This window comes from Mesoterricola silvestris (assembly GCF_030295405.1).
In the GTDB taxonomy this organism is placed as follows: domain Bacteria; phylum Acidobacteriota; class Holophagae; order Holophagales; family Holophagaceae; genus Mesoterricola; species Mesoterricola silvestris.
Genome location: NZ_AP027080.1, coordinates 1422518 through 1447103, shown reverse-complemented (window position 1 = coordinate 1447103; position 24586 = coordinate 1422518). Strand labels below are relative to the sequence as shown.

General features: G+C 70.7%; 22 protein-coding genes. 9 read left to right on the top strand and 13 right to left on the bottom strand.

Annotated features, from left to right (window positions below; genetic code table 11):
• The first annotated feature begins 1 nt into the window (after nucleotide 1).
• From R2J76_RS06025 to R2J76_RS06010, 4 genes are read left to right on the top strand one after another with little or no spacing between them, the layout of a single operon-like run.
• Entirely contained in the window at nucleotides 2–670 is a 669-nt protein-coding gene (locus R2J76_RS06025; protein ID WP_316414908.1) for an ABC transporter ATP-binding protein, read from the top strand.
• Nucleotides 667–3162: an FtsX-like permease family protein gene (locus R2J76_RS06020; RefSeq protein ID WP_316414907.1), complete on the top strand. Its 2496-nt coding sequence runs from the start codon at nucleotides 667–669 to the stop codon at nucleotides 3160–3162. Before R2J76_RS06025 ends, R2J76_RS06020 begins: the two co-directional genes overlap by 4 nt.
• The gene (locus tag R2J76_RS06015; protein ID WP_316414906.1) at nucleotides 3159–4211 is read left to right on the top strand and encodes a lipocalin-like domain-containing protein; all 1053 of its coding nucleotides are present in this window, start codon (nucleotides 3159–3161) and stop codon (nucleotides 4209–4211) included. Before R2J76_RS06020 ends, R2J76_RS06015 begins: the two co-directional genes overlap by 4 nt.
• 31 nt (nucleotides 4212–4242) lie before the next feature.
• A complete protein-coding gene (locus tag R2J76_RS06010; protein WP_316414905.1) occupies nucleotides 4243–4791 on the top strand; it encodes an NADPH-dependent FMN reductase in 549 nt (182 codons plus the stop codon).
• Here R2J76_RS06010 and R2J76_RS06005 read toward each other — a convergent pair.
• On the bottom strand, nucleotides 4763–5386 hold the full coding sequence (locus R2J76_RS06005) for an arylesterase (RefSeq protein WP_316414904.1): 624 nt from the start codon (nucleotides 5384–5386) through the stop codon (nucleotides 4763–4765). The genes R2J76_RS06010 and R2J76_RS06005 overlap by 29 nt on opposite strands.
• A 29-nt stretch (nucleotides 5387–5415) precedes the next feature.
• On the opposite strand from R2J76_RS06005, the gene R2J76_RS06000 reads away from it, so the two are divergent.
• Together R2J76_RS06000 and R2J76_RS05995 are read left to right on the top strand one after the other, a co-directional pair.
• Nucleotides 5416–6093, top strand: a complete 678-nt coding sequence (locus tag R2J76_RS06000; protein WP_316414903.1) for an ABC transporter ATP-binding protein — start codon at nucleotides 5416–5418, stop codon at nucleotides 6091–6093.
• Nucleotides 6090–8630, top strand: a complete 2541-nt coding sequence (locus R2J76_RS05995) for an ABC transporter permease (RefSeq protein WP_316414902.1) — start codon at nucleotides 6090–6092, stop codon at nucleotides 8628–8630. Before R2J76_RS06000 ends, R2J76_RS05995 begins: the two co-directional genes overlap by 4 nt.
• A gap of 18 nt (nucleotides 8631–8648) precedes the next feature.
• On the opposite strand, the gene R2J76_RS05990 is transcribed toward R2J76_RS05995, so the two are convergent.
• From R2J76_RS05990 to R2J76_RS05975, 4 genes are all read right to left on the bottom strand, one after another.
• Entirely contained in the window at nucleotides 8649–9152 is a 504-nt protein-coding gene (locus tag R2J76_RS05990) for a DinB family protein (RefSeq protein ID WP_316414901.1), read from the bottom strand.
• An 88-nt stretch (nucleotides 9153–9240) separates the two neighbouring features.
• Nucleotides 9241–10581 (bottom strand): sigma-54-dependent transcriptional regulator, encoded by a 1341-nt coding sequence (locus tag R2J76_RS05985; RefSeq protein ID WP_316414900.1) that lies wholly within the window; start codon nucleotides 10579–10581, stop codon nucleotides 9241–9243.
• 7 nt (nucleotides 10582–10588) lie between these two features.
• Nucleotides 10589–11281: a sensor histidine kinase gene (locus tag R2J76_RS05980; RefSeq protein ID WP_316414899.1), complete on the bottom strand. Its 693-nt coding sequence runs from the start codon at nucleotides 11279–11281 to the stop codon at nucleotides 10589–10591.
• A 71-nt stretch (nucleotides 11282–11352) separates the two neighbouring features.
• Nucleotides 11353–12012, bottom strand: a complete 660-nt coding sequence (locus R2J76_RS05975; RefSeq protein ID WP_316414898.1) for a methyl-accepting chemotaxis protein — start codon at nucleotides 12010–12012, stop codon at nucleotides 11353–11355.
• Between the two features lie 116 nt (nucleotides 12013–12128).
• Between R2J76_RS05975 and R2J76_RS05970 the strand changes: the two genes are divergently transcribed.
• Together R2J76_RS05970 and R2J76_RS05965 are read left to right on the top strand one after the other, a co-directional pair.
• Nucleotides 12129–12491, top strand: a complete 363-nt coding sequence (locus tag R2J76_RS05970) for a proteasome assembly chaperone 4 family protein (protein ID WP_316414897.1) — start codon at nucleotides 12129–12131, stop codon at nucleotides 12489–12491.
• 62 nt (nucleotides 12492–12553) lie between these two features.
• Complete coding sequence (locus tag R2J76_RS05965) at nucleotides 12554–12964, top strand: bacteriohemerythrin (protein WP_316414896.1); 411 nt, start codon at nucleotides 12554–12556, stop codon at nucleotides 12962–12964.
• On the opposite strand, the gene R2J76_RS05960 is transcribed toward R2J76_RS05965, so the two are convergent.
• Nucleotides 12961–13476: a hypothetical protein gene (locus tag R2J76_RS05960; protein ID WP_316414895.1), complete on the bottom strand. Its 516-nt coding sequence runs from the start codon at nucleotides 13474–13476 to the stop codon at nucleotides 12961–12963. The two genes, R2J76_RS05965 and R2J76_RS05960, sit on opposite strands and share 4 nt — an antisense overlap.
• A gap of 67 nt (nucleotides 13477–13543) precedes the next feature.
• Between R2J76_RS05960 and tsaA the strand changes: the two genes are divergently transcribed.
• A complete protein-coding gene (tsaA, locus tag R2J76_RS05955) occupies nucleotides 13544–14065 on the top strand; it encodes a tRNA (N6-threonylcarbamoyladenosine(37)-N6)-methyltransferase TrmO (RefSeq protein ID WP_316414894.1) in 522 nt (173 codons plus the stop codon).
• Here tsaA and R2J76_RS05950 read toward each other — a convergent pair.
• The 7 genes from R2J76_RS05950 to malF all read right to left on the bottom strand — a co-directional run bounded on the left by R2J76_RS05950 (nucleotide 14021) and on the right by malF (nucleotide 24551).
• A complete protein-coding gene (locus R2J76_RS05950) occupies nucleotides 14021–15898 on the bottom strand; it encodes an AMP-dependent synthetase/ligase (RefSeq protein ID WP_449405578.1) in 1878 nt (625 codons plus the stop codon). The genes tsaA and R2J76_RS05950 overlap by 45 nt on opposite strands.
• A gap of 57 nt (nucleotides 15899–15955) precedes the next feature.
• Complete coding sequence (locus tag R2J76_RS05945; RefSeq protein WP_316414892.1) at nucleotides 15956–18199, bottom strand: alpha-amylase family glycosyl hydrolase; 2244 nt, start codon at nucleotides 18197–18199, stop codon at nucleotides 15956–15958.
• A 17-nt stretch (nucleotides 18200–18216) separates the two neighbouring features.
• Nucleotides 18217–19845 (bottom strand): alpha-glucan family phosphorylase, encoded by a 1629-nt coding sequence (gene glgP / locus R2J76_RS05940; protein ID WP_316414891.1) that lies wholly within the window; start codon nucleotides 19843–19845, stop codon nucleotides 18217–18219.
• A 14-nt stretch (nucleotides 19846–19859) separates the two neighbouring features.
• A complete protein-coding gene (locus R2J76_RS05935; RefSeq protein WP_316414890.1) occupies nucleotides 19860–21524 on the bottom strand; it encodes an alpha-amylase family glycosyl hydrolase in 1665 nt (554 codons plus the stop codon).
• Between the two features lie 81 nt (nucleotides 21525–21605).
• Complete coding sequence (locus tag R2J76_RS05930; protein ID WP_316414889.1) at nucleotides 21606–22052, bottom strand: pullulanase-associated domain-containing protein; 447 nt, start codon at nucleotides 22050–22052, stop codon at nucleotides 21606–21608.
• 63 nt (nucleotides 22053–22115) lie between these two features.
• On the bottom strand, nucleotides 22116–23006 hold the full coding sequence (gene malG / locus R2J76_RS05925) for a maltose ABC transporter permease MalG (protein WP_316414888.1): 891 nt from the start codon (nucleotides 23004–23006) through the stop codon (nucleotides 22116–22118).
• A 9-nt stretch (nucleotides 23007–23015) separates the two neighbouring features.
• Entirely contained in the window at nucleotides 23016–24551 is a 1536-nt protein-coding gene (gene malF / locus R2J76_RS05920) for a maltose ABC transporter permease MalF (RefSeq protein ID WP_316414887.1), read from the bottom strand.
• Between the last annotated feature and the right edge of the window lie 35 nt (nucleotides 24552–24586).

Sequence of the window (24586 nt, the reverse complement as noted above, 5' to 3'; positions counted from 1 at the left end):
GATGCCCCTCCTGGAGGCCCTGGGCGTCGGCAAGCGCTATGACGCGCGGTGGGTGCTCAGGGACCTGGACCTGGCCGTGGCCCCCGGGGAGCGGGTGGCCCTGCTGGGGCCCTCGGGCTGCGGCAAGACCACCCTTTTGAACCTCCTGGGGGGCCTGGACCGCCCCGACGAAGGACGCACCCTCTTCCGGGGCGAGGACCTGGCCGCGGCCGCCCCGGCGCGCCTGGCCCGGCTCCGGCGGGAGTGCCTGGGCACGGTCTTCCAGTTCTTCCACCTGGTGCCCACCCTCACGGCCCGGGAGAACGTGGAACTGCCCCTCCAGCTCCTGGGCTGGGCCCGGCCCGCCCTGGAAGCGCGGGTGGCCGAGCTCATGGAGGCCGTGGACCTGGGGGGCCGGGCCTCGGCCTGGCCCCGGGAGATGTCCGGCGGGGAGATGCAGCGGGTGGCCGTGGCCCGGGCCCTGGCGGCAAGGCCCGCGCTGCTCCTGGCCGACGAACCCACCGGAAACCTGGACAGCGCCAGCGGGGAGCGGGTCCTGGACCTCCTGGCGGCCCTCACGGAACGGGAGGGGGCGGCCCTGGTCATGGTGACCCACTCGGACGCCGCGGCCTCCATCTGCCACCGCGTCGTCCGCATGAAGGACGGCCGGATCCTGGACGGGGCCCCGTGAACGGCCTCCACGCCCGACTCGTGTGGCGCCCCCTGCGCCTGGAGGCGGGAAGGGCCTTCCTGGCGGTGCTGGCGGTGGCGCTGGGGGTCTCGGTGTTCCTGGCCATCCGCCTCGCCAACCGCGCCGCCGTGGCCAGCTTCGAAGGCTTCGCCCAGGGGGTGGGCACCGGCGCCGAGTACGTGGTGAAGGCCCCCTTCGGGCCCCTGGACGAGGGGGACCTGCGGCGCCTGGAGCCCCTGCGGGACGCCCTGTGGATCCGTCCGGTGCTGGAGGGGAGCTTCTGCCGCACCGGGCCCCGGGGCCTGGAGACCTTCCAGATCCTGGCCACGGACCTGGTGGGCCTGGGGGGCGGCGGGTCGCGGGTGGACGACGGCCTCCTGGATCCCGCGTCGGTGCTGGTTTCCGCGGCCCTGGGGCCCGGGGACGCCCTGGAGGGGTTCGTGGATGGGCGCGCCGTGAAGCTGCGCGTGGCCGGGCGCATCCCGGAGGCGCCGGAGCGGCCCCCGGTGCAGCGCAACCTCCTGGTGATGGACCTGCCCGCCGCCCAGGTCCTGCTGGGGCGCCCGGGACAACTGGACCGCCTGGACCTGGGGCCCCTGCCGGGGCGGAGCGTCACCCCGGAACGCATCGCCGCCGCGCTGCCCCCGGGCTGGACCCTGGAGCCCGCGGAGCAGCGCGCCAGCAGCGCCCGCGCCATGAGCGGGGCCTTCCGCCTGAACCTCACGGTGCTCTCCCTCATCGCCCTGGCCGTGGGGGCCTACCTGCTCTTCCAGGCCTTCGACGCGGCCGTGAACCGCCGCCGGGAGACCTGGGCCCTCCTGCAGGCCCTGGGCTGCCCCCGGGGCCGCATCCTGGGCTTCGTGCTGGCCGAGGCGGCCATCCTGGGCGGCCTGGGCAGCCTGCTGGGCATCGCCCTGGGCTGGGCTGGCGCCCAGGGGGCGGTGCGCTTCGTGGCCCGCACCATGGAGGCCCTGTACGGGGCCGCTTCGGCCCGGCACGCGGCCCTGGGCGCGCCGGAGGCCGCGGCGGCCTTCGTGCTGGGCACCCTCACCTGCCTCCTGGCGGCGTGGGTGCCGGCGCGCCGGGCCGCGGCCACGCCGCCGGTGCAGCTCCTGGCCCGGGGGGCCGGGGCCCGGCCCATGCGCTGGGCCCCGGCGGCCCTGGCGGGGCTCGCCCTCCTTGGCGCGGGGCTCGCCGTGGCCTTCCTGCCCCGCCTGCCCCCGGGCACCCTGTGGCACGCCTACCTGGGCTCGGCCCTGGTGCTCTTCGGCGGCAGCCTCGCGGCCCTGGCCCTGCTGCCCCTCATCGGTCTCCCGGGCAGGACCACCCGCTCCTGGGGGCTGCGCCTGGCCCTGCGGCCCCTGATCAACCCCACGGGGCGCCACGGCTTCGCCGCCGCGGCCCTGGCGGTGGCCGTGGGCATGACGGTGGGCATGGGGGTGATGGTGCGCAGCTTCGAGGCCACGGTGGAGGGCTGGATCGGCGACAGCCTCCGGGCCGACATCTACGTGGCGCCCCTGGGCGCGGGCGGCGCCGGCTCCCGCCACCGCATCCCCCCCGAAGCCGCCGCCGCCCTCCAGGCGGATCCCGCCATCGCGGCCGTGGACCGCTACCAGGCCGTGCCCTTCACCTTCCGGGGCCAGATCACCAGCCTCGCCACCGGGGACTTCCGGGTGCTGGGCACCCGGGGCCACCTGCCCATGATCCGGGGCGGGTCCAGCGAAGCGGTGCTCTCCCGCATCCACCGGGACGGCCTGGGGCTCCCCGGGGCCGTGGCCAGCGAGACCTTCTCCCGGCGCTTCGGGGTGCGGGTGGGGGAGGTGCTGGACCTGGGCTCCGGGCGCGCGGTGACGCTGAGGGGGATCTACGGGGACTACGGCAACGAGCGGGGCAGCCTCATCCTGGACCGCCCGGTGTTCCTGGCCTGGCTGGGGGACGCCAGGGCCGCGAGCCTGGCGCTGTACCTGGCCCCGGGGGTGCCGGCGGAGGAGACCGCGCGGCGCCTGGCCGAGGCCCACCCGGGCCTCCTGGTGCGCTCCAACGTGGCCCTGCGGTCCCAGGTGGAGCGCATCTTCCACCAGACCTTCGCCATCACCTACGCCCTGGAGGTCATCGGCCTCGCCGTGGCGCTGGCGGGCCTGGTGCAGTCCCTGGCCGGGCTCGCCCTGGCGCGCCGGGGCGACATCTGGACCCTGCGGGCCCTGGGGGGCGGGGACGGCGCCATCACCCGGGTGCTGCTGGGCGAGGGCTGCGGCGTGGCCCTGGCGGGGTGCGCGGGGGGCCTGGGCCTGGGGCTCCTCCTGTCCCGGATCCTGGTGCAGGTGCTCAACCCCCAGGCCTTCGGATGGACCCTGGCCTACCACCTGCCCTGGGGCTTCCTGGGCGGGCTCACGGGACTCTGCCTCCTGGCCGCGGCCGCGGCCCAGCTTCCGGTGGCGCGGTGGGCCGCGAGGCTCCCCGCCGACCGCCAGGCCGAGGAGGGCGCCTCGTGAAGGCCGCGGCCCTGCTCCTTTCCGCCCTGATCGCGGCCCAGCCCTTCCAGCCGGCCCGCCCCGGCCGGCGCTTCCAGTTCCCCGCCGACCACGGTTCCCACCCGGCCTTCGCCACGGAGTGGTGGTACTTCACGGGCCACCTGTGGAGCGCCGACGGCGCCAGGCGCTACGGCTACCAGCTCACCTTCTTCCGGGAGGCCCTGCCGGCGGGGACCTGGCGGGGGAGCCCGGCCTGGCGCACCGACCAGATCCACCTGGCCCACGCGGCCCTCACCGACGTGGGCCGGGGCGCCTTCCGCTTCGACGAGCGCCTGAACCGGGAGGGCATCCCCGCCTCCGCGGCCACGGGCCGCCTGGAGCTGCGCAACGCCTCCTGGACGGCGCGCATGGAGGGGGCCTCCATCCACCTGGCCTTCTCCGTGGGGGACGCGGACCTGGACCTGGACCTGGCCGTCCCCGGGCCGCCGGTGGTCTTCGGGGAGGACGGGGTCGTGCGCAAGGGCGACGACCCCGCCGCGGCCAGCCACTACGTCACCTTCCCGCGCCTGGCCACCCGGGGCTCCCTGAAGGGGCCCGTGACCGAGACCCTCCACGGCCTTTCCTGGATGGACCACGAATTCAGCTCCAGCCAGCTCTCCCGGGGGCAGGTGGGCTGGGACTGGGCCGGCATCCAGCTCCGGGACGGCCGGAGCCTCATGATGTACCGCCTGCGCCGCGCCGACGGCTCCCAGGATCCCTGGTCCCTGGTGTCGGAGGTGGACCCCGCGGGCCGCCTCGCCCGGGCCACCCGGGCCTTCCGCCTCCAGGGCGGCCCCTGGCGGAGTCCCCGCTCCGGCGCGGCGTACCCGCTCCCCCTGCGCCTGGAGGCCTTCGGCGACACCTGGACCCTGGCGCCCCTGGTGCCCGGGCAGGAGCTCGCCACCCGCCTGGGCCCGCGCATCACCTACTGGGAAGGCGCCTGCCGCGTGCTGGACGCCCAGGGCCGCGAGGCCGGGGACGCCTACGTGGAGCTCACCGGGTACGCCCATTCCATGGCGGGCCGTTTCTAGTCACAATCTCCCTGTCCCCCGGGAGGTGACCTTGAAAATAGCGATCATGGGTGGAAGCCTGCGCAAGGATTCCCTCAATCTCCGGCTCCTGGGGCACCTGGCCCGCACCCTCGCGGCCCTGGGCCCCAAGGTGCGCATCGCGGCGGGCAACGACCTGCGCATCCCCCTCTACGACGCCGACGCCCCGCCGCCCCCCGGGGCCGTGTCCCTGCACAACCTGCTGGCGGATTCCCAGGGCCTGGTCATCGTGTCCCCGGAGTACAACGCCGGGATCCCCGCCCACCTCAAGAACGCCCTGGACTGGGTCTCCACCATGCGGCCCTCCCCGTTCCAGGGCCTCCCGGTGCTTCTGGCCTCGGCCTCCCCGGGGGCCTTCGGGGGCGCCAGGGCGCAGATGCAGTGGCGGGCCACCCTGGCCAACCTGGGCGCCGTGGCCCTGCCCGCGGGCATCACGGTGCCCCTGGCGGACCGCAACCTGGACGCCGACGGGGTGCCCCAGGATCCCCGCACCGCCGCGGAGGTGCAGAAGGTCCTGGCGGCGTTCCTGGACCTCACCGGGAGGCTGGGGGCGCGGCCCTGAGCTGGGGCTCCAGCACCTTCCACACGCTGTCGGCCACCCTCCGGGCGCCCTCGGCGTTGGGGTGGATGCCGTCCTCCTGATTGAGCTCCGGACGCAGGGCCACCCCCTCCAGGAGGAAGGGGAGGAAGGGAAGCTTGTACTCCCGGGCCAGGCGCGGGAAGATCCTTCCGAAGGCCTCCTGGTAGGCCCGGCCGTAGTTGTCCGGCACCATGGCCCCGGCCAGCACCACCCGGGTGCCCTCCCTGCGGGCCCGGTCCAGGATCGCCCGCAGGTTGCGCTCCGCCTCCGCGGGGGGCAGGCCCCGCAGCCCGTCGTTGGAGCCCACGCATACGAACATGACCTCCACCCGGCTCCGGTAGATCCAGTCCAGGCGGGCCCGGGCGCCGGCGGTGGTGTCCCCGCTCACGCCGGCGTTCACCACCTTCCAGGCCAGGCCCGCCTTGCGCAGCCGGGCCTCGATGAGGCTGGGGAAGGCCTGGGAACGGTCCAGGCCCAGTCCCGCGGTGAGGCTGTCCCCGAGGAAGACCAGGGTGGGCTGGGCCTGGACGGGGGCGGCCAGGGCCGCCAGGGTGGCGAGAGGGGCAACGGCGCGCATGGGGGGATTGTACCGGTTAATCTGGACCGATGATCGAGCTCACCGGCCTCACCAAGACTTTCACGGCCCCCGGCGGCGAGCGGCTCACCGTGCTGGAGGACCTCCATTTCCGGCTCCCGGAGGGCGGCTCCCTGGCGGTGCAGGGCCCCAGCGGCAGCGGAAAGAGCACCCTGCTGGCCATCCTGGCCGGCCTGGAGCGGCCCACCTCCGGGGAGGTGCGGGTGGCCGGAAAGCGCATCGACAATCTGGGGGAACGGGACCTGTCGGCCTTCCGGGCCCGGAACCTGGGCTTCGTGTTCCAGGCCTTCCACCTCCTTCCCCACTTCTCGGCCCTGCAAAACGTCTGCGTGGGGGCGGAGATCGCGGGCCTGGCCGCCCCCCTGGCCCGGGCCCGGGAGGCCCTGGACCGGGTGGGCCTGGCCGACCGCATGGGCCACCTGCCCGGCCAGCTCAGCGGCGGCGAATGCCAGCGGGTGGCCATCGCCCGGGCCATGGTGGCCCGGCCCCCCATCCTGCTCTGCGACGAGCCCACCGGCTCCCTGGATCCCCGCAACGCCGACCATGTGTTCGAGCTGATCCTGGGGTTGCACCGGGACCTGGGCACGACCCTGGTGATGGTGACCCACGATCCGCGGCTCGCCGAGCGCCTGGGCACCCGCCTCCTCCTGGAGCGGGGGCGCATGGCGGCCCCGGCGGTGGAGCCTTGACCGGCTTCGTGCTGCGCAGCGCCCTGCGGGAGCTGCGCAACCAGGCGGGCAGGCTCCTGCTCATCGCCCTGTGCATCGCCACGGGCTTCGCGGCCTTTTTCGCCACCTACGGGTTCTCGGGCCGGGTGCTGGAGGGCATCGCCTCGGAATCCCGGGCCATGCTGGGCGCCGACCTGGTGGTCACCGCCCGGGGCGCCCTGCCCCCCGGGGCCCTGGAGCGGGTCCGGCCCCTGGGGGGAACCCGGAGCCTGGTCCGGGACTTCCCCACCATGACCTCCACCGGGCCGGACACGGACACGGCCTCCCGCCTGGTGGAGGTGCGGTGCATCGAAGCGGCCTATCCGCTGGCTGGCCGGCTGGCGGTGGAGCCCCCCCGGGGACCCGGGGAACCCTGGGGCGCCCTGGTGGACCCGGGCCTCGCCCGGGCCTGGGGCCTGCGCCCCGCCGCCCCCGGGATGGCCGCCGACCAGCTCCTGGCCCAGCGCCGGGGTCTGCGCCTGGGGGATGGGGTCGTTCCCGTCCAGGGCATCGTGGGCCAGGACGACACCCGCCATGCCAGCGCCTTCGCCCTGGGGCCGCGGATCTACCTGGGGGCCGCCACCGCCGGGCGCCTGGGGATGCTCTCGCCCCGGGCCCGCTTTTCCACCCGCCTTCTCCTGAACCTCCCGCCCGGGGCCTCCCCGGCCCGCACCGCGGAGCGCCTGCGGGCCGCCCTGCCCCGGGGCCTGCGGGTCCAGACCCACGAGGAAGCCGCCACGGCCCTGGCCCAGCCCATCCGCAACACCAACCTCTTCATCCGCCAACTGGGCCTCCTGACCCTGCTCCTGTCCTGCCTGGGGGCCTGGGCCATCCTGGCGGCCTACCTCAAGGGGCGGGAGAAGGACGCCGCCATCCTCCGCTGCCTGGGCGCACCCCCCGGGGCGCCGGCGGCCATCTTCGCGATCATCGCCGCGGCCCTGGTGGCCCTGGCCCTCCTCCTGGGCCTGGCCGCGGGCTCCGTGGCGGCCCGGACCCTTCCGGGCCTCCTGGGCGACCTCATCCCCCAGGCCATCCGCCAGGGCGGAGCCCCCCCCGTTCCCTGGCTGGAAACGGCCGCGGCGGTCCTCATGTTGGCCCTGGTGACCCTTCCGACGCTGGCCCGGCTGCGGCAGGTGAGCCCCCTCCTCCTCCTGCGGGAGGGGCCCGGAACACGGGGCCGGCGGCTCCTGCCCCTGGCCTGCGGCGCGGGGGCGGGCGCCCTGGCCTGCGCCCTGGTGGTGCTGAACGCCCCCAACCCCCGGGTGGGCTTCGCCACCGCCGGGGGCATGGCGGCCCTGTTCGGGGTGCTGCTGGGCGCCTTCCGCCTCCTGCTGCGGCTCTACCGCCGGGGCGCCGCCACCCTCCCCCTGCCCCTGAAACTGGCCCTGGGCCAGATGGGATCCCGGCCCGCCCTGGGCTCCCTGCTCATGTCGGTCATCGGCCTCTCCGTCTTCCTGGTACTGGCCACCCGCTTCGTCAAGGACGACCTGGTGCGCCCCCTGTCCAGCCGCCGCGGCGACGGGAAGCGGGCCAATGTCTTCTTCGTGGACGTGCAGCGGGACCAGGTGGAGGCCCTGCGGACCCTGGCCCGCGCCGCCAGCGGCTTCGAGCCCATGGAAGCGCCCATGGTGCGGGCGCGGCTCACCGCCATCGCCGGCCGTCCCGTGGCGGAGGGCGTCGGCGAGGCCCCGGCCATGGCCCGCCGGGAGCAGAACCTCACCTGGCGTTCCCGCCTACGGGAATCCGAAACCGTCACCCAGGGCGCCTTCTGGCCGGACGACACCCTCCCCGGGGCCGCCCCCCGGGAGGAGTTCAGCCTGGAGGAGGGCTTCGCCCGCCAGATCGGCGCGAAGCTGGGGGATGAACTGGCCTTCGACGTGGCGGGCACCGAGGTGCGGGGCCGCGTCACCAGCCTCCGCCACGTGGTGTGGCAGAGCTTCCAGATCAATTTCTTCATCCTGGCGCACCCCTCCCTCCTGCGGGGCGCCCCCGCGGTGTGGATCCTGGCCGCGGAGGTGGACGGCGCCCCCGCCCGGGCCGCGCTGCAAAACGAGACGGCCCGGCGCTTTCCCAATATCAGCACGGTGGATGTGGGCGAGATCGTGGAGCGGGTGGGCAAGGTCCTGGACCTGGTGGGCCTGGTGACCCGGGCCCTTTCGGGGCTCATGCTCGCGTCGGCCCTGCTGGTGTTGGCCGCGAGCCTCCTGGCGGGGCGCCTGGACCGCCAGCGGGATCTGGCCCTGCTGCGCACCCTGGGCGCCAGCCACGGCACGCTCCTGGCGAGCCTGGCCTGGGAATTCCTGCTCCTGGGCGGAAGCGCCGCCATGAGCGCCGGCGTTCTCGCCTGGTGGCTGGCCCGGGCTTACAGCTCCCGGGTGCTGCAATTGGAAGTGGCGCCGGATCCCCGGGCCGCCCTGCCGCTGGTCCTGCTGGCCGCGGCCCTCACCGCCGCGGTGGGATTGGCGGGCAGCTACCGGGCCCTGCAGGCCAAGCCCATGGACGTGCTGCGGGGCGACTGAGGACCCCGGCGTTCCGGATCAGGCCTCGTCCGCGGAGGGGCCGTACAGCGCCGGCACCGGCACGTCAAGCATGCGGAGGTACACCGTGGCCTGGGCCCGGTGATGGACGGCGTGGTTCAGGACCATCCCGCGGACCACGGCGATGCGGGGCATGGAAAAGAGCACCTTCCCGCCGGCCCTGCCGCTCCAGATCACCTGGAAATCCGCGTCGCTGGCCTTGGCGAGGGCCTTGGCCGCCTCCTCCTTCCCGGAATCCAGCGTCTTGAGCAGCCCCTCGATGGTGCTGCTCGGCTTCGGCATGGAGGCGCGGATTTCGGGGTCGTCGAAATCCATGTCGGTGGTGGAGAGGGTGCCGGCGACCCACCCGGGCATGACGGCCAGGTGATTGGCCAGTTCCCCCAGGGTCATGGATTTGGGATGTGGGCGGTAATCCAGGTGCTCCACGGGGATGCGCTCCAGCACGCGGCGCACCCCGGCGATCTCGTGTTCGAATTCGGGCAGGAGGGATTGGGCGATGGACATCGTTGCTCCTTGTTAGAACATCAATGTAGCGCAAAAAAAGCGAAACACAACCCCCCCGCCGGAAAAATTCAAGGCGGGGACCGGGGCCTCACAGCCCCAGGGCCTTGATCTTCTGGTAGAGGGTGCTGCGGGGGATGTCCAGGCGGCGGGCCGCCGGTTCCACCCGGCCCCCCTCCTCCTTCAGCACCTGGATGATGTGGAACCGTTCCATCTCCTTCAGGGTGAGCCGGGAGGAGGCGGCCCCGCCGCCGGCCCTGGGGCTGGAGGCGAAGTCCAGGTCCACGGATTCGATGAGGAGGGTGCGGGCCCCCAGCAGGGCCCGCTCCAGGACGTTGCGCAGCTCGCGGATGTTGCCGGGCCAGCCGTGGCGCTGCAGCACGCCCAGGGCCTCCCGGCTGAGCTTGACGGGCTCGCGGCCCCATTCCTCGGTGATCCGGCCCAGGAGGCTCTGGGCCAGCTCGGGGATGTCCTCGGCCCGCTCCGACAGGGGCGGCACGGTGATCTGGATGGCGCTGACCCGGTAGAAGAGGTCGGCCCGGAAGAGCCGCTCCCGCACCAGGGCCTCCAGGTTCCGGTGGGTGGCGCCGATGAGGCGGAAGTCCACCTTGCGGTCGTGCACCTCCCCCAGGCGGCGGAAGCGCTTCTCCTCCAGGGCCTTCAGGAGCTTGGGCTGGATCTGGAGATCCATGTCGCCCAGTTCGTCCAGGAACACGGTGCCCCGGTTCGCGGCCTCCAGCAGGCCCACCTTGGCGGCCACGGCGCCGGTGAACGCGCCCTTCTCGTGGCCGAAGAGCTCGGTGTCCAGGAACTCCCGGGTGAAGCCGCCGCAGTTCAGCTCCAGCAGGGGCTCCAGGCCCCGGGAGCTGTGGCGGTGCAGCCACCGGGCCAGTTCGCTCTTGCCGGTGCCGGTGTCGCCCTGGATGAGGATCGGGCTCTCCGCCGACGCGGCCCGGGTGGCCTGCTCCTCCAGCCTCCGGATGGCCGGGCTTTCCCCCAGGAAGAGGTCCAGGGCCCGCAAAGGCTTCTCCCGGGTGTCGGTGGCCACCTGCTTGCGGCGGTTGCGCTGGTTCTCCAGGACCCGCTCCAGCACCACCTGCAGCGCGGCCAGGTCCACGGGCTTGACCAGGAACTGCTCCGCGCCGAGCTGGATGGACCGCACCGCCAGCTCGATGCTGCCCTGGGCGGTGATGAGGACGATGGGCACGCCGGCGTCGATGGCCTTGAGCCGCGGCAGCAGGTCCAGGGCGTTGCCGTCGGGGAGGGCGTAGTCCAGGGTCACGGCGTCGTACACGTCCTTGCGGTACCGGGCCTCGGCCTCCGCGCAGGCCGAGGCCTCGTCCACGGCGAAGCCGTGGAATTCCAGGTAGTCCCGCAGGGCGAAGCGCACCGCGCTTTCGTCGTCCACCACGAGGATCTTCGGCTTGGCCATGGGAGCCTCAGGGGCTGGGGAGGTGGAAGAGGATGCGCAGGCCGCCGCCGGGCCCGGGCGCCGCCGAGAGGGTGCCCCCATGGGCCTCCAGGATCCTCCGGGCCACGGGCAGGGCCAGGCGCCCCATGCCGGCGGCCCGGAAGTAGAAGGGTTCGAAGACCCGCGCCGGGTCCAGGCCCGCGGCCTGCACCCCGTCCAGGTGCCCCGCCGCCGAAGGCCCCGCCGCCAGGACCACGGGGGCGGTCCCCTGCCCCAGGGCCCAGCGCAGGAGGGCCACGAAGGCCTCCCTCAGGGCGGTCCCGTCCCCCAGGACCTGCAGCGGGGGTCCCTCCCATTCCAGCCGCAGGGTCCGGCCGGAATCCCGGGCGCGGGGTTCGCAGGTGGCCACGGCCTCTCCCAGCACCCCCGGCAGGGAGAGGGGCCCGGGGGACCCCAGCCCGGGGTTCCCGTAGGCGCCCAGCTCCTCCACGAAGCCGGTGAGCTGCTCCAGATGCATGCGCAGGGCCTGGCCGTAGCGCAGGGCCTCCTCCCGGTCCGCGTACCGCGCCTGGAAGGCGTCCAGGATCGCGGAAAAGCCGAAGGCCGCGTTGCGCAGCTCATGCGTCAGGCCGGACAGGAAGGAGGCCTCGGCGGGATCGCGGAACCCCAGCCCGCGGAGGCGATCCGCGCGGTCAGCGGGGCTGGAATCGCTCGGGTCCAAGGGGCTCCCGGGAAAGGGCCCATGGTAACCGCCAATGCGATTCTAAGCGAAGAAATGGCTAATATTAATTGCTACTTCAGCTTCTCCAGCACGGAGTCGCTGCGGTGGGAGACCTGGGTGAGGTTCTGGTTCACGTGGTTGATCTCCTCCGTGAGGTTGCGCACCGCCTCCACGGACTTGCCCAGGTGGTCGGCCACCACCGTGAAGCCCCGGCCGTGCACCCCGGCCTTGGAGGCCTCGATGCTCGCGTTCAGGGCCAGCATCTGCATGTTGGACATGATGGAGTTGATGCGGCTCACGATGCTGTTGCTGGCGTCGAGGCTGGAGGCGATGTCGTCCTTGATGGTGGAGACCACCTGGCTGATGTCCTCGCGGGTCTGGGAGGCGTTCTCGGCCAGCACCTCCACCATCATCCGGCTGGTGACCGAATTCAGGAACATGGTGGTCGTGCCCCGGAGCCGCGCCCGGATCCGGGTCTCCAGTTCGGCGTCCCCGCTGGAATCGAAAAGGAAGTCCGGCAGATCCCCCCGGGTGGCCTCCTCGTCGTCGTGGAAGACGCGGATGCCCCTCTGGCGGGCTTCGGCGATGGCGGGCGCGGAGGGGTTCGGGTCCACCACGAACACCACCTTCCCCACGGAACTGCCGCCGAAGAACTTCAGGAGGCCCAGCCCGCCCCGGCCTCCGCCGATGATCCCGATGGTGAAGACCTGCTTGCCGAACCATTCGCTCACGATGGGCACCTGTCTGGATGTAGTGCCTCCATGGTCCCACACTTCGCGCCCCCGCCGGCCCAGGAACTTGACGGGGGCGGCTTCCGGCCAGCACCATGGTCCCAGGGAGGCCCCCCATGGAACCGATCACGCTCACCGCATCCCGGGGACGGGTGGCCCTCCGGATGACCTGCGTGCCCATGGGCCGCGACCTCTCCGTGAGCCTCTCCGGAGGCGACCGGGAACACATCGGGGCCGTGGCCCTGGGCCTCCCGAGGCCCAAGGGCGACGGCGCGACCACCTCCGTGCTGGCCGTGCTGGGACACCGGGAGGACGACCTGGCCCGCAGCATCGCCACCCGCCTCGCCTCGCGCCTGGGCGTTGCCGTGAGCGTCGCCTGCGGCATCCATGTGGACGACATCCGGCGGGAGGAGCTGCCCGTGGTCCTGGAAATGTCCGGCGAACTGGCTGACAAGCTGGCCTCCCAGCTGGAAAGGTAGACATCCGGCCCCGTTGCCGCGACGATGAACCCATCCGGCACACCGGGCAAAGGGGGCCTTCCATGCGCATCCAGTGGGGCGAACAGTTCATCACGGGACACGGCCTGGTGGACCACCAGCACGAAGCCCTGTTCGCCGCCATCAACGAATTCGACCTGGCCCTGGAGGCCGGCCTGGCCCCCCAGAGGATGGACGAGATGCTGGCCTTCCTGGAACGCTACGCCCGCGAGCACTTCGTCACCGAGGAATTCCTGATGGTGCGCGCCGACTACCCCAGCCTGGCCCTCCACAAGACCGAGCACGAACGCCTGCTGCTGCGCGTTAAATTCATCCGCGAACTGCGCGACCAGGATCCCTCCCTGGTGCCCCCCGAGGGCCTGGGCAAGTTCCTGGGCGACTGGCTCACCAACCACATCCTCACCTGGGACTTGGCGGTGTTTGAGTACCTTAAGGAACATCCGGTGGAAGCTTAGTAGGCGCTGGAGGCGAGGCCCTTCCGAACCAGTTCCCGGGCGGCTTCGCGCACGGATTCATCCGGTTCCTTGCCGGCGTCGCAGGCTTCCAGGACGGTGGCGGCGGCGTCGGCGCAGGGGAAGGCGGCGAGGCTGCGGAGGGCCGCGATGCGGACCTTCGGTTCGGGCTCCAGGGTGGCGTCGGCCACCCTGCGGATCCGGAGGGCGAACATCCGGTTGCGCAGGTCGCACACGTGCCTCAGGGCCAGGGCCGCGGCTTCCCGCACCTCGGCGGAGGGCTCGAAGCGGAAATTTGCGCGGTCGAAGATCATTCCGGAGGCCAGGCCGCTGGTGGTGCCCATGGCCGCGATCTCCCGGATGGCCTGGACGCGGATCGCGGGGCCGGCGGGGGAACCGGATCCCAGGATGGCCGAAAGCTCCACGAGACGCTCGTTCACGGTACGGGGCTGGTCCGCCCCGGCCACGAGGGACGCCAGGCACAGGAGGCACCCCACCACCCCTTTCGCCGCCATCCGAGCCCCCGATCCAGGATCGACTATACCACCCTCCCGCGGGCGGAACCGCGCTAGGCTTGGCTGGATGACACCCGCATCCTTCACGTTCCAACCCATCGGCACCATCCGCTCACCTTACCGGCAGCGGATCGATGCGCCACACCAGCCGACCGTCGAATCGGGGGAACCCGGCGGGGCCACCCTGGAGCTGGATCCCGGCCTTCCGGAGGAGACCCTCCGGGACCTGGAGGGTTTCGCCTACATCTGGCTGGTCTTCGCGCTGCACCGCAGCGAGGGCTGGGCGCCCACCGTGCGCCCCCCGCGGGGGCCGCGGGTGAAGCGGGGGGTCTTCGCGACGCGCTCCCCCCACCGCCCCAACGCCATCGGCCTCTCGGCGGTGGAACTGCGGGGGGTGGAGGGGCGCACCCTGCTCCTGGGGGACGTGGATCTCCTGGACGGCACGCCGGTGCTGGACATCAAGCCCTACGTCCCCTACGCGGACGCCTTCCCCGGGGCCCGGGCCGGCTGGATCGACGCGGTGGACGCGGCCACCGGCCTCCGGTCAGTTCCCGGCCTCCGGCGTCCCCGGAAGGCCCGGGAGGGCTGAGTACATCGCCTCGATCTCGGCCCGGAAGGCCTTCTCGATGTACTTGCGCCGGAGCTTCAGGGTGGGGGTGATCTCCCCCAGGTCCATGGAGAAGGGCCGCGAAAGCAGGGTGAACTTCTTGACCTGCTCGTACTTGGCCAGGCCCTTCTGCAGCTCCCGGATGCGGCTCTCGAAGAACTCCATCACCTTGCTGTTGCGCAGCAGTTCCGCCGGGCTCCGGTAGGCCACGCCCGCGGACCGGGCGTACTCCTCCAGGCGGTCGAAGTACGGCACGATGAGCGCCGAGACGAAGTTCCGGGAATCGGCGATGACCGCCACCTGCTCGATGAAGGCATCCTTGGCCAGGGTGCCCTCCACCCGCTGGGGCGCGACGTACTGGCCGTTGGAGGTCTTCATCAGTTCCTTGATGCGCTCCGTAAAGATCAGGTTTCCGGCGGCGTCCATGGCCCCGGCGTCGCCGGTGCGCAGGAATCCGTCGGCCGTCATCACCTGGGCGGTCTCCTCGGGGCGCTTGTAGTAGCCGCGCATCACCGTGGGTCCCTTCACCTGCAGCTCGTTCTCCTCGCCCAGGCGCACCTCCAGGCCCTCCATGGGCCTGCCGATGGTGCCCAGGGGCATGGAGCCGTCCTCCCAGCAGGAGACGGTGGCGAAGGTCTCGGAGAGGCCGTAGCCGTACTTGAGCTTGAGCCCCACGGCCTGGAAGAAGAGGTTCACGTCGTCGGCGAGGCTGGCCCCGGCCACCGGCAGGAACCGGCAGCGGCCCCCGAACAGGTTCCGGATCTTGCGCAGCACCAGGGCGTCGGCCACCCCGTGGCGGAACCGCAGCCAGGGCCCTGGCGCCTTGCCGTCGATGCGCAGCCGCGTGGCCTCGATGCCCACCGCCATGGCCCAGCCGAAGAGCGCGGCCATGGGCCAGCCCGCCTTGGCCATGCGGGCCTGGATGCCGGCGTAGGCCTTTTCGTAGACCCGGGGCACCGAGCACATGAGGGTCGGGCGCACCACGCCGATGGCCGCCACCACCGTCTGGGGGTCCCGCAGGTACACCACTTCGGCGCCGCGGTACAGCAGGTAGGCCGTCCAGGCCCGCTCGAAGATGTGGCACAGGGGCAGCATGCACAGGGAGACGTCGTCTGGGCCGACCTTCAGGCGCAGGTCGTGGATGTGCATGGCGGCCGCGAGATTGGCCTGGTCCAGCATCACTCCCTTGGGCTGGCCCGTGGTGCCTGAGGTGTAGACCAGCGTGTAGAGGTCGTCCATGGAGAACCCGGCGATGCGCGCCTCCAGCTCCGCGGCCGTGGCCGGGTCCGCACCCAGGTCCAGGAGCCCCTGGAAGGTGATCGCCTGGGGGCAGCCCCGCAGGTCCACGGCGGGATCCAGGGCCACCAGGTGCGCGATCTCGCCCCGGGCCAGCAGCTCGATGCCCAGGTCCACCTGAGGCTGTTCGCCGGCGAAGAGGATCCGGATGCCCGCGTCCCGCAGGATGAAGGTGGCCTGGTCCACGTTGCTGGTGGGGTAGAGCGGCACCGGCACGCCCCGCGCCTGGAGGATGCCCAGGTCGGACAGGGTCCATTCGGGCATGTTCCGGCCGCAGAGGCCCACCATCTCGCGGGGAGCGTGGCCGAGCCGGATGAGGCCCCGGGCGACGCCGTCCATGCGCGCGCCCAGCTCCGCCCAGGTGACCGTCATGCCCTCGCCGTGGCATCTCAGGGCGACCTTCGACCCGCGCAGGGGCGCCTGTTCCCTCAGATACCGCACCAGATGGAAATCCTGCCGCAATGAAGACTCCAATGAAAAGCCCTGGAGACGAAGGGTGCTCCAGGGCTGGCGGATCATTATATCGGAAATCGCAGGGAGGAGGGCTCCTCCGGGGACCGGCAGGGCATTCCCTGCCTATTGGAGCTTGAACACCGCCGAGGAGAGCGGCGCCACCGTCACGCTGGCGCCGCTGACGGTCACGGTGGTGGAGGAGGCGATGGGGGTGACGCCTGCGGCGTCGCCGTCCACCAGGAGGGTGGCGCCCGCGAGGCTGGCGTCGGCGGTGAAGGTCTGGGGGACGGCGTCGGCGTTGTGGAAGACGTAGTAGGTGCCCGTGAGGTCCGTGGAGACGGCCTTGTACCCGAAGGCCAGGCCGGTGGAGCCGGCGCCGGCGGGGAGGATGGACGTGAGGTTGGAGGCCAGGTAGGCGTCGGGAAGGCGGAAGGCGTTGGTGCGCTTGCGCAGGGCCACCAGGCCCTGGGTGTAGGCGTAGAGCTTGTACCCGTTCTGCGCGACGGCGTAGTTGGCGAAGCCCCCGGCGATGGGGTCGCCGGCGTAGACGTTGGACCAGGCCACCATGTTGATGGCGTCGGAGGCGTTGTAGGAGTTGTCCACGAAGGTCCGGGTGGTGCTGGACTTGGTGTTGGCGGCGCCCTTGGCGGCGGTGGTCTCCTTGGTGCGGAACATTTCGTCGCCGGCGTGGAGGAAGGCGATGCCCTGGGAGGTGAGCAGGGTCGCGTAGCCCACCTTGGCCCGCTGCAGGATGACGGAATCCTGGGTCTTGGCGGCGTTGGTGGCGCAGGCCAGGACGTCGTAGTAGCAGAGGTTGTCGTGGCAGGTGAGGTAGTTCACCACGTTGTTGGTGGAGGGGGCCGTGAAGTTGGTGGGCTTGCCGGAGACGTTGGCGAAGAGCCCGGCCAGGGACTGCCCCGCCCCGGTGAGGAAGGCCGTGGATCCGTCGTTGGGGTAGCCGTTCTTGAAGATCTGGCGGTAGGCGTCGGAGAACATGCCGATGTTCATGCCCGCGAAGGCCGAGGCGCTGGTCTGGTCCGCGCCGGCGATGGCGTCGCCGTTGTAGTCGGAGGCGGCCCCGGAGTAGAACCCCGTCCAGCCTTCGCCGACAAAGAGGGTCCGGGGGTTGGCGGCGGCGGCCTCGGCGTAGGCGTCCTTGATGGTCACGGTGTCCAGCACGCCCATGAGGTCGAAGCGGAAGCCGTCCACGTGGTAGGCGTTCACCCAGTGCTTCACGGAATCCACGATGAGCTTGCGCACCATCTTGTGCTCGGACATGACGTCCTGGCTCCCCGCGCCGTTCCTGCTGGTGGTGCGGTAGTAGTAGTTGGTCCCCGAGAGATCCCCCAGCACGCCGGTATTGGCCGTGTGGTTGTAGACCACGTCCAGGATCACGCCCATGCCCGCCTTGTGGATCTCGTTGACCAGGGTCTTCAGCTCGTTGATGCGGGCCGCGGGCGTGGCGGGGTCGGCGGAGTACATGCCGGTGGGGGTGAAGTAGTTCTGCGGGTCGTAGCCCCAGTTGTAGTTGGCCCCGCTGGTCAGGGACGCGTCCATCTCCCGGGTGGCGATGGCGGTCTGGTTGTAGTTGTAGTTCTGGAGGGGGCACAAGAGCTGCACATGGGTGACGCCCAGCTTCTGGATGTGGGGCAGCATGTCCACCAGGCCCTTGAAGGTGCCCCAGCGGTGGCCCGCGGCGAACCCGGTGACCGAGGGATCCACGGTGAGGTCCCGGATCCCGGCCTCGTAGATGATGGCGTCCCGCGCGGAGGCATACCCGTATGGGGAGGCCGAGCCGTCCGCGGCCTTCATGGCGGAGCCGTCGAAGAAGGCGGAGGTGCCCGCGTAGAGCGTCCAGCCGCCGTCGGGGACGGTGTCGGCCGGATCCAGGATCGCGCCCTTGCCCTTGGAATCTCCGGAGATGGAGTCCTTCCCGGTGTGCACCCACTGGGCCATGGACCTGGCGTAGGCGTCCAGCACGTAGGTCCCCCCGACGTTGTACACGTAGAACCTGGCGGCCGGGATGGGGATGGAGCCGCTGGTCCACACGGAATTGGCCCCCTTGGTCAGGCTCAGGGTGGCCGCCGGGGAGGACAGGGAATCGTCCCATTTGGCGTAGAAGTTCACCGTCACGGAGGGCGCCGTGGGGTTCCAGTAGTTGAAGGTGACGTTGGTTCCGTCCACCAGGGCCCCCAGTGCGTTGCTGGGGATCTTGTGGTAGGCGGCGTCCGCCACGGGGGACTGGGCCGGGTCGGCGTCGATGGAGAGCGCCGGCTGGGTCAGGGTGGCGCCGCCGCCTCCCCCGCCGCAGCCGGTCCACACCAGGGCCGAGGCGGCCGCCACAACGAAGAACAGGTTCCTGGCCACGGCGGCCTCCTATGCGATCACGAGCGCTTGTACATCCGGGCGTAGTACTCGTCCAGCATCCGCTTGACCCCGAAGGCCTCCCGGGTGTCCTGGATGGAGCGGACCATCATGTCGACCCACCGCGGCCGGTCCTGGTAGTACGTGGGCAGCACCTCCTCCGCCAGGACCTTCCGGAAGGCCTTGAAGTCGTGCTTGTCCAGCACGGCGTCCCTGGGGCTCTCGAAGCCGTCCCCGAACTGCCAGCCGTTGCGGCCGTGGTCGCAGGCCTCGGGCCACCACCCGTCGAGGATGGAGAGGTTGAGCACTCCGTTCTGGGCGGCCTTCATGCCGGACGTGCCCGAGGCCTCCTTGGGCCGGCGCGGGTTGTTGAGCCACACGTCGGATCCGCGGGTGAGCAGGGCCCCGATCTCCATGTCGTAGTTCTCCAGGAAGACCACCCGGCCGGGGTAGAGCCGGGTCATCTCCAGGATGTCCTCCACGATGACCTTGCCGTTGTCGTCCAGGGGGTGGGCCTTGCCGGAGAACACGATCTGCACCTTGCCGCTCCGGAGCAGGGGCTCGATGAAGCTGCGGTCGGTGAAGATGAAATTGGAGCGCTTGTAGGGCGCGGCGCGCCGGGAGAAGCCGATGAGGAGGGCGTCCGGATCCAGCTTCACGCCGTTGCGGGCCTCCACGAAATCGATGAGCTTGCGCTTGTTCTCCATGTGGCGGGTCCACAGGGCGTCCTTCCGTCCCTTGGCGGCGAGGTCCAGCATCTTCGGGTCCACCCAGGTGCCGTGGTGGATGGCGTTGGTGATGCCGATGATCTCGCAGCGGCCCTTGACGCCCTTCCACATCCCGTTGGCCGTGACCCGGTGGAGCTCGGCCACGGCGTTGGCGATGCGGCTCATGCGCAGGGCGCCCACCGTCATGTTGAAGGGGGAGCCCCCCAGCTGCTTGAGCTGGGCCCGGGTCAGGCCCAGGTTGGCGCCCAGGTACATGAAGCGCTCGATGGGGTGGGATTCGTTGCCCTGCACGATGGGGGTGTGGGTGGTGAACACCACCTCCTCCCGGGTGCGGGCCAGGGCGTCCTGGAAGGTGGCGCCCCGCGCCATGCGCCTCCGGATGAGCTCGAAGCCGGCGAAGAGGGCGTGGCCCTCGTTGAAGTGGTAGACGTCGGGCTTGATCTTAAGGGCCTGCAGGGCCCGCACGCCGCCGATGCCCAGCACCATCTCCTGGGCCACCCGCTCCTCGCCGAACCATCCGTAGAGCTGGCCCGTGATCCACCGGGCCTCGCCGTCGTTGGCCTCCAGGTCCGTGTCCAGCAGGTAGAGGCTGTCCACGCCGAAGGACGCGACCTTCCACACCTTGATATGCACGGGGCGGCCCTTGATCTCCACCTTGACGGTGACCCCGGTGTCCTCCAGGAAGCCGTGGTCGCCGGTGCGGTACGCGTCGAAGACCTTGCCGGTGGCCGGATCCACGTGCTGCTCGCCGTAACCCTGCTTCCACCGGATGCCGATGCCCACCATGGGAAAGCCGTGGTCCTTGACGCCCTTGAAATAGTCGCCGGCGAGGATGCCGAGGCCCCCGGAGTAGATCTTGAAGGTGCTATCCAGGGCGTATTCCATGCAGAAATAGGCGACCTGAGGTAGTTTTGATGCCATCGTGGGGTTCCTTGCTAGTTGGCCCGCTCGAGCAGGACATAGGTTTCGGCCTGGAGCTTGACGGCCCCTCCCGCCACCGTGGCGGTGCGGCCCGTGTAGGCGTCCCGGAGGCTTTCGCCGTCCTTGAAGACGCCGGTCACGGGGATGGTCGCCTCCCCCTTGGCGCCCATGGCCACCACCACGCTGTCGCCGGTGGCGGCGTCGGTGCGGCTGAAGGTGTAGGGGGAGGAACCGAGCTGCTTGTGCACGCCCTTGGCCAGGGCCAGGTGGCGGCTGCGGAAGGTGCCGAGCTTGCGCCAGTGGGCCAGCACCTTGGCGTCGGGGGCGCTCCAGTTCATGTCGGAGCGGGTCCCCTGCTGGTAGTCGGTGCGGGGCTCGTAGCCCACGGGGCGCGCGGTCTCGTCGCCGTAGAAGATCTGCACCCCCCCCGGGGCCAGCAGCAGGGCCGCGCCGCCTTCCACCAGCCTGGCGCGGTCGAAGAGCTTCGTGTCGTGGGAGGAGAGGTAGTTCAGCATGTGCACGGGCATCCCGGCCTGCAGCTTCGCGTACGACGCGAAGAGCTTCTCGGGCTTCGCGAACTCCCCTTCGTCGTTCTGGAAATCGAAGTTGATCATCGCGTCGAAGCCGAAGGAATGCATCTTGTGCAGGGCGGGGCCCACGCCCCAGTACTCCCCCACCATCCAGAAGGGGGCGTCGTCGATCTTGGAGGCGGGGTTCGCGGCCTTCCATTCGGCCAGGGCCTTGACCCCCTCGGCCTTTAGCTGGGCCCAGGCCTCCGGCTCCACGTGCTTGACGGTGTCGCACCGGAAGCCGTCCACGCCGTAGGTGCGCACCCAGTCCGTGAGCCAGTGGATCAGGTAGCCGCGCACCGTGGTGCCGGGCAGGTCCACGGCCCGGGTGTCGGCCTTTTCCTTGAGGAATTTCGGCAGTTTCACGGCTTCCTTGCTCTCGGTGCGGAAGTCGGGGAGGTAGGCCAGCTGCATGGTGAGGTCGTCCCGGCCGCCGTCGATGTACCCGGGCAGCCCCGCCCGCACCCAGTCCCTGCCCCACCAGTCGGCGAACTTGAAGCTGTTGTAGTCGATGTAGTTGTGGTAGCTCCTCAGGGTGGCCTTCTCCACCCCGGAGAAGAGCACGTCCACCTTCAGGTCCTGGGCGGTCTGCAGATCCAGGTAGCCGGGGTGGTTCATGACGATGTCGAAGAGCACGCGGATGCCCTGGGCGTGGGCCGTGTCGATCATCTCCTTCAGGTCCGCCGGGGTGCCCATGTTCTTGTCCAGCACCGTGTAGTCCAGGGCGTAGTAGCCGTGGTAGGCGTAGTGCTTGAACTCGGCCTTGCCCCCCTGCACCCACCCGTGGATCTGCTCGTAGGGGGCCGTGATCCAGATGGCGTTCACGCCGAGTTGCTTGAACCAGCCCTCCTTGAGCTTCTGGGTGACGCCCTTGAGGTCGCCGCCGTGGAAGGTGGCCACGTCGTCCTTGGGCAGGGCCTCCCGCTTGCGGCCGTAGCTGCCGTCGTTGGACGGATCCCCGTTCACGAAGCGGTCCGTCATGAGGAAGTAGACGATGGGGTTGTCCGCGAAGGACCCGGGCACGGCGGCGGGGGCCCCCTGGGCCAGGAGGCCGGCGCCGGAGAGGGCCAGGGACAGCCAGAACGCGTGGGAGGAGGGTCGCAGGGTCATGGGAAGCTCGCTGGTCGTGAAAAGGGGCCGGGCCGGTGATGGCCATCCGGTCACCACCGGCCCTGGTTCCTTGGGTTCAGGCTACTTGTACTCGGGGTGGCCGGCCTTGACCTCGTCCAGGGAGAAGTAGATCTTGCTGTCGTTCTCCCAGATCCAGGCTTCCTTGTTGGTGTTGCCGTCGAAGTTCATGTCCTTGCCGCCCTGCTCCTTGATGTCGCCCTTGTGGATGATGTAGTTCACGACCATCCGGGTGCGGGTCTTGAACTCGGCGGCTTCCCGGGTCCAGTAGACGCCGTAGGCGTCCTTGCCGGTGGGGACCATGGGGGTGGGCCATTCCACGCCTTCCAGGGGCATGTTGGGGCTCTTCCAGAGGTGGATGCCCCACTTCTCGTAGTTGCCGTCCACGCGGTGGTAGTGGATGGTGATGTTGGGGCCGGCGGCGGGGGCCTGGGCCTGGGCCGGGGAGAGGGTGGCGAAGGCCATCGCGACCGCGGCGAGGACCTTGACGAGGACGGAACGGAGGCTCATGTCGGGCTCCTGGTGGAAAGGTCGAGGGCACGGCCCTCGGAAGGGGTGAAGGGTGGGGCCGGCTCAGCCCTTGGTCCCGCCGGAGGTGAGCCCGGCGATCAGGCCTTTCTGGGCCAGCATGAAGACGATGGTGATGGGCAGCCCGGAGAGGATGGCCGCCGCGGCGAAATCCCCCCACATGTACTTCTGGGGGTAGAGGAAGGAATTGGCGCCCACGGCCAGGGTGAGGTTCTTCTGGGAGTGGAGCAGGATCGAGGCCACGGGGTACTCGATGATGGCCCCGATGAAGGCCAGCAGGAACACCACCATCAGGATGGGCAGGGCCATGGGCAGCAGCACGCGCCAGAAGGCCTGCCAGGGCGTGGCGCCGTCCACGGTGGCGGCCTCCTCGATCTCGGCGGGGATGGTCTCGTAGAAGCCCTTGATGGTCCACACGTGGAGCGCGATGCCCCCCGAGTAGGCCAGCACCAGGGACCAGAGGCTGTCCATGCCGAACACCGGGAAGGCGTTGCCGATGCGGGTGAAGATGGAGTGGATGGCCACCAGGGCCAGGACCGACGGGAACATCTGCATGAGCATGAGGCCCGTGAGGGCGGCCTTCTTCCCGGCGAACCGCATGCGCGCGAAGGCGTAGGCGGCGGTGGTGCTCAGGAGCAGGCCGATGCAGGCCGACACCAGGGCCACCCGGATGGAGTTCCAGAGCCAGCGCAGCACGGGCAGGTCGGGGTAGACCTTGGTCCCGTCGGGGCCCACGGTGGGCAGCCCCAGGGCGAAGCGCCAGTGCTCGAAGCTGATCTCGGCGGGGATGAGCCGTCCCGTGGCGAAGTTGCCGGGGCGCAGCGAAATGGAGATGGTCAGCAGGAAGGGGAAGATCACCAGCGCGCACAGGCACACGAGGAAGACGTGGGCGGCGAGCACGCGCCAGCGCTGGGACTTGTTGGTTACGATGGCCATGGTTCCCCCTCAGCGCTTCTCGTCGTCGGCGATCTTCGTGTAGCGGATCTGGACGAGGGTGATGCCGGCGACCAGCAGGAAGATCACCGTGGAGATGGCGGCCCCGAGGCCGAACTGCTGCCCGGAATCCACGAAGGCGTTCCGGTACACGTAGGAGATCAGGATGTCGGTGGTGCCGGCCTGGATGGTGGTGTCCAGGAAGTCCGGGCGGCCTCCGGTCAACAGCATGACGAGGACGAAATTGTTGAAGTTGAAGGCGAAGGAGGAGATCAGCAGGGGCAGCATGGGGCGCTTGATCAGCGGCAGCGTGATCTTGAAGAAATTGGTGAGGGGCCCGGCCCCGGCCACCGCGGAGGCCTCGTAGAGGTCCATGGGGATGGCCTTGATCAGGCCCATGGACACCACCATCATGTAGGGGAAACCCAGCCAGGTGTTGACGATGAGGAGCATCACCTTGGCCAGGAAGGGATCCGAGAACCAGGGAGGACGGATGCCGAACACGGCGTCCAGGATCAGGTTGATCTCGCCCATGTTGTTGTTGAACAGCCCCTTGAACACCAGGATGGAGATGAAGCCGGGCACCGCGTAGGGCAGGAACAGCAGGAGGCGGTAGACGCTGCGGAACCGCAGGGCCTCCCAGTTCAGGAGCACCGCCAGCACCAGGCCCAGCGAGAAGGAGAAGAGCACCGAGAGTCCGGCGAAGACCACGGTCCAGATGAAGATCCGCGTGAAGGGCTCCCGGTACTTGGGATCGGTGAAGATGCGTACGTAGTTGTCCAGGCCGATCTTCACCTGGAAGCCGGGGAGCACCTTCTCCCCGGAGGGCGTCTCGTAGAAGCCGGTCCGCACGTTGGGCTTGATGACGGTGCCGTCCTGGTTGTTCAGGAGGCTGCCGTCGGGCCGGGGCGTGTAGAGGCGCTTCAGGGCCGCGAATTCGCTGAGGCCCGTCATGCCGAGCCTGGCGCCGTTGGGCATGGTGATGGCGAGCTTCTTGAGGTTCTCCTCGTTGGCGATGATGTCGCCCAGCTCCACCGGGTCGCCCGGGGTGAAGCCCGCGGCGGCCTCGGGGACCGCCGTGACCGCCACCGGCGCCTCGCCGGGCATGGCGAAGGCCGGGGTGAAGAAGACCGCGCCCCCTTCGGAGTCCTCCAGCCGCGCCCGGAACTTCCCGCCGTCGGGGAAGAGGGAGAAGCCGAAGGTGTTGCTCTCGCCGGGGTAGGTCTGGTCCAGCAGGTACTGGGTGGCCCGGGGGAATTCCAGGAGGTTCCTGGAACTGTAGTTCGAGAAGCTGATGAAGATCGTGTAGATCACCGGGAAGACCACGAAGATGATGGCCGCGGCGATGCCCGGGAACAGGTAGCGGTACGCGTAGGTCTTCTGGGAGAGGTAGAGCCAGGCGGCGAGGGCGATGATGACCAGGAAGGTGCCGGCCAGGAGCACCTCGCCCGTCGCGTAGATGACGGTGACGAGGAACAGCGCGGCGACGACCAGCAGGGCCAGGAAGGCTCGGCCCAGATTGCGTCGGATGGCGGGTGGAATGGTCATTTCGTCGCTTCCGCGGAAACGGGCGGGAGGCCCTG

Excerpts from the sequence above, each read along its gene's own strand:
- R2J76_RS06025 (WP_316414908.1), top strand. The coding sequence starts at position 2 with ATGCCCCTCCTGGAGGCCCTGGGCGTCGGCAAGCGCTATGACGCGCGG.
- R2J76_RS06005 (WP_316414904.1), bottom strand. The coding sequence starts at position 5,386 with ATGCGCGCCGTTGCCCCTCTCGCCACCCTGGCGGCCCTGGCCGCCCCC.
- R2J76_RS06000 (WP_316414903.1), top strand. The coding sequence starts at position 5,416 with ATGATCGAGCTCACCGGCCTCACCAAGACTTTCACGGCCCCCGGCGGC.
- R2J76_RS05990 (WP_316414901.1), bottom strand. The coding sequence starts at position 9,152 with ATGTCCATCGCCCAATCCCTCCTGCCCGAATTCGAACACGAGATCGCC.
- R2J76_RS05985 (WP_316414900.1), bottom strand. The coding sequence starts at position 10,581 with ATGGCCAAGCCGAAGATCCTCGTGGTGGACGACGAAAGCGCGGTGCGC.
- R2J76_RS05970 (WP_316414897.1), top strand. The coding sequence starts at position 12,129 with ATGGAACCGATCACGCTCACCGCATCCCGGGGACGGGTGGCCCTCCGG.
- R2J76_RS05965 (WP_316414896.1), top strand. The coding sequence starts at position 12,554 with ATGCGCATCCAGTGGGGCGAACAGTTCATCACGGGACACGGCCTGGTG.
- R2J76_RS05960 (WP_316414895.1), bottom strand. The coding sequence starts at position 13,476 with ATGGCGGCGAAAGGGGTGGTGGGGTGCCTCCTGTGCCTGGCGTCCCTC.
- tsaA (WP_316414894.1), top strand. The coding sequence starts at position 13,544 with ATGACACCCGCATCCTTCACGTTCCAACCCATCGGCACCATCCGCTCA.
- R2J76_RS05950 (WP_449405578.1), bottom strand. The coding sequence starts at position 15,898 with ATGATCCGCCAGCCCTGGAGCACCCTTCGTCTCCAGGGCTTTTCATTG.
- glgP (WP_316414891.1), bottom strand. The coding sequence starts at position 19,845 with ATGGCATCAAAACTACCTCAGGTCGCCTATTTCTGCATGGAATACGCC.
- R2J76_RS05935 (WP_316414890.1), bottom strand. The coding sequence starts at position 21,524 with ATGACCCTGCGACCCTCCTCCCACGCGTTCTGGCTGTCCCTGGCCCTC.
- R2J76_RS05930 (WP_316414889.1), bottom strand. The coding sequence starts at position 22,052 with ATGAGCCTCCGTTCCGTCCTCGTCAAGGTCCTCGCCGCGGTCGCGATG.
- malG (WP_316414888.1), bottom strand. The coding sequence starts at position 23,006 with ATGGCCATCGTAACCAACAAGTCCCAGCGCTGGCGCGTGCTCGCCGCC.
- malF (WP_316414887.1), bottom strand. The coding sequence starts at position 24,551 with ATGACCATTCCACCCGCCATCCGACGCAATCTGGGCCGAGCCTTCCTG.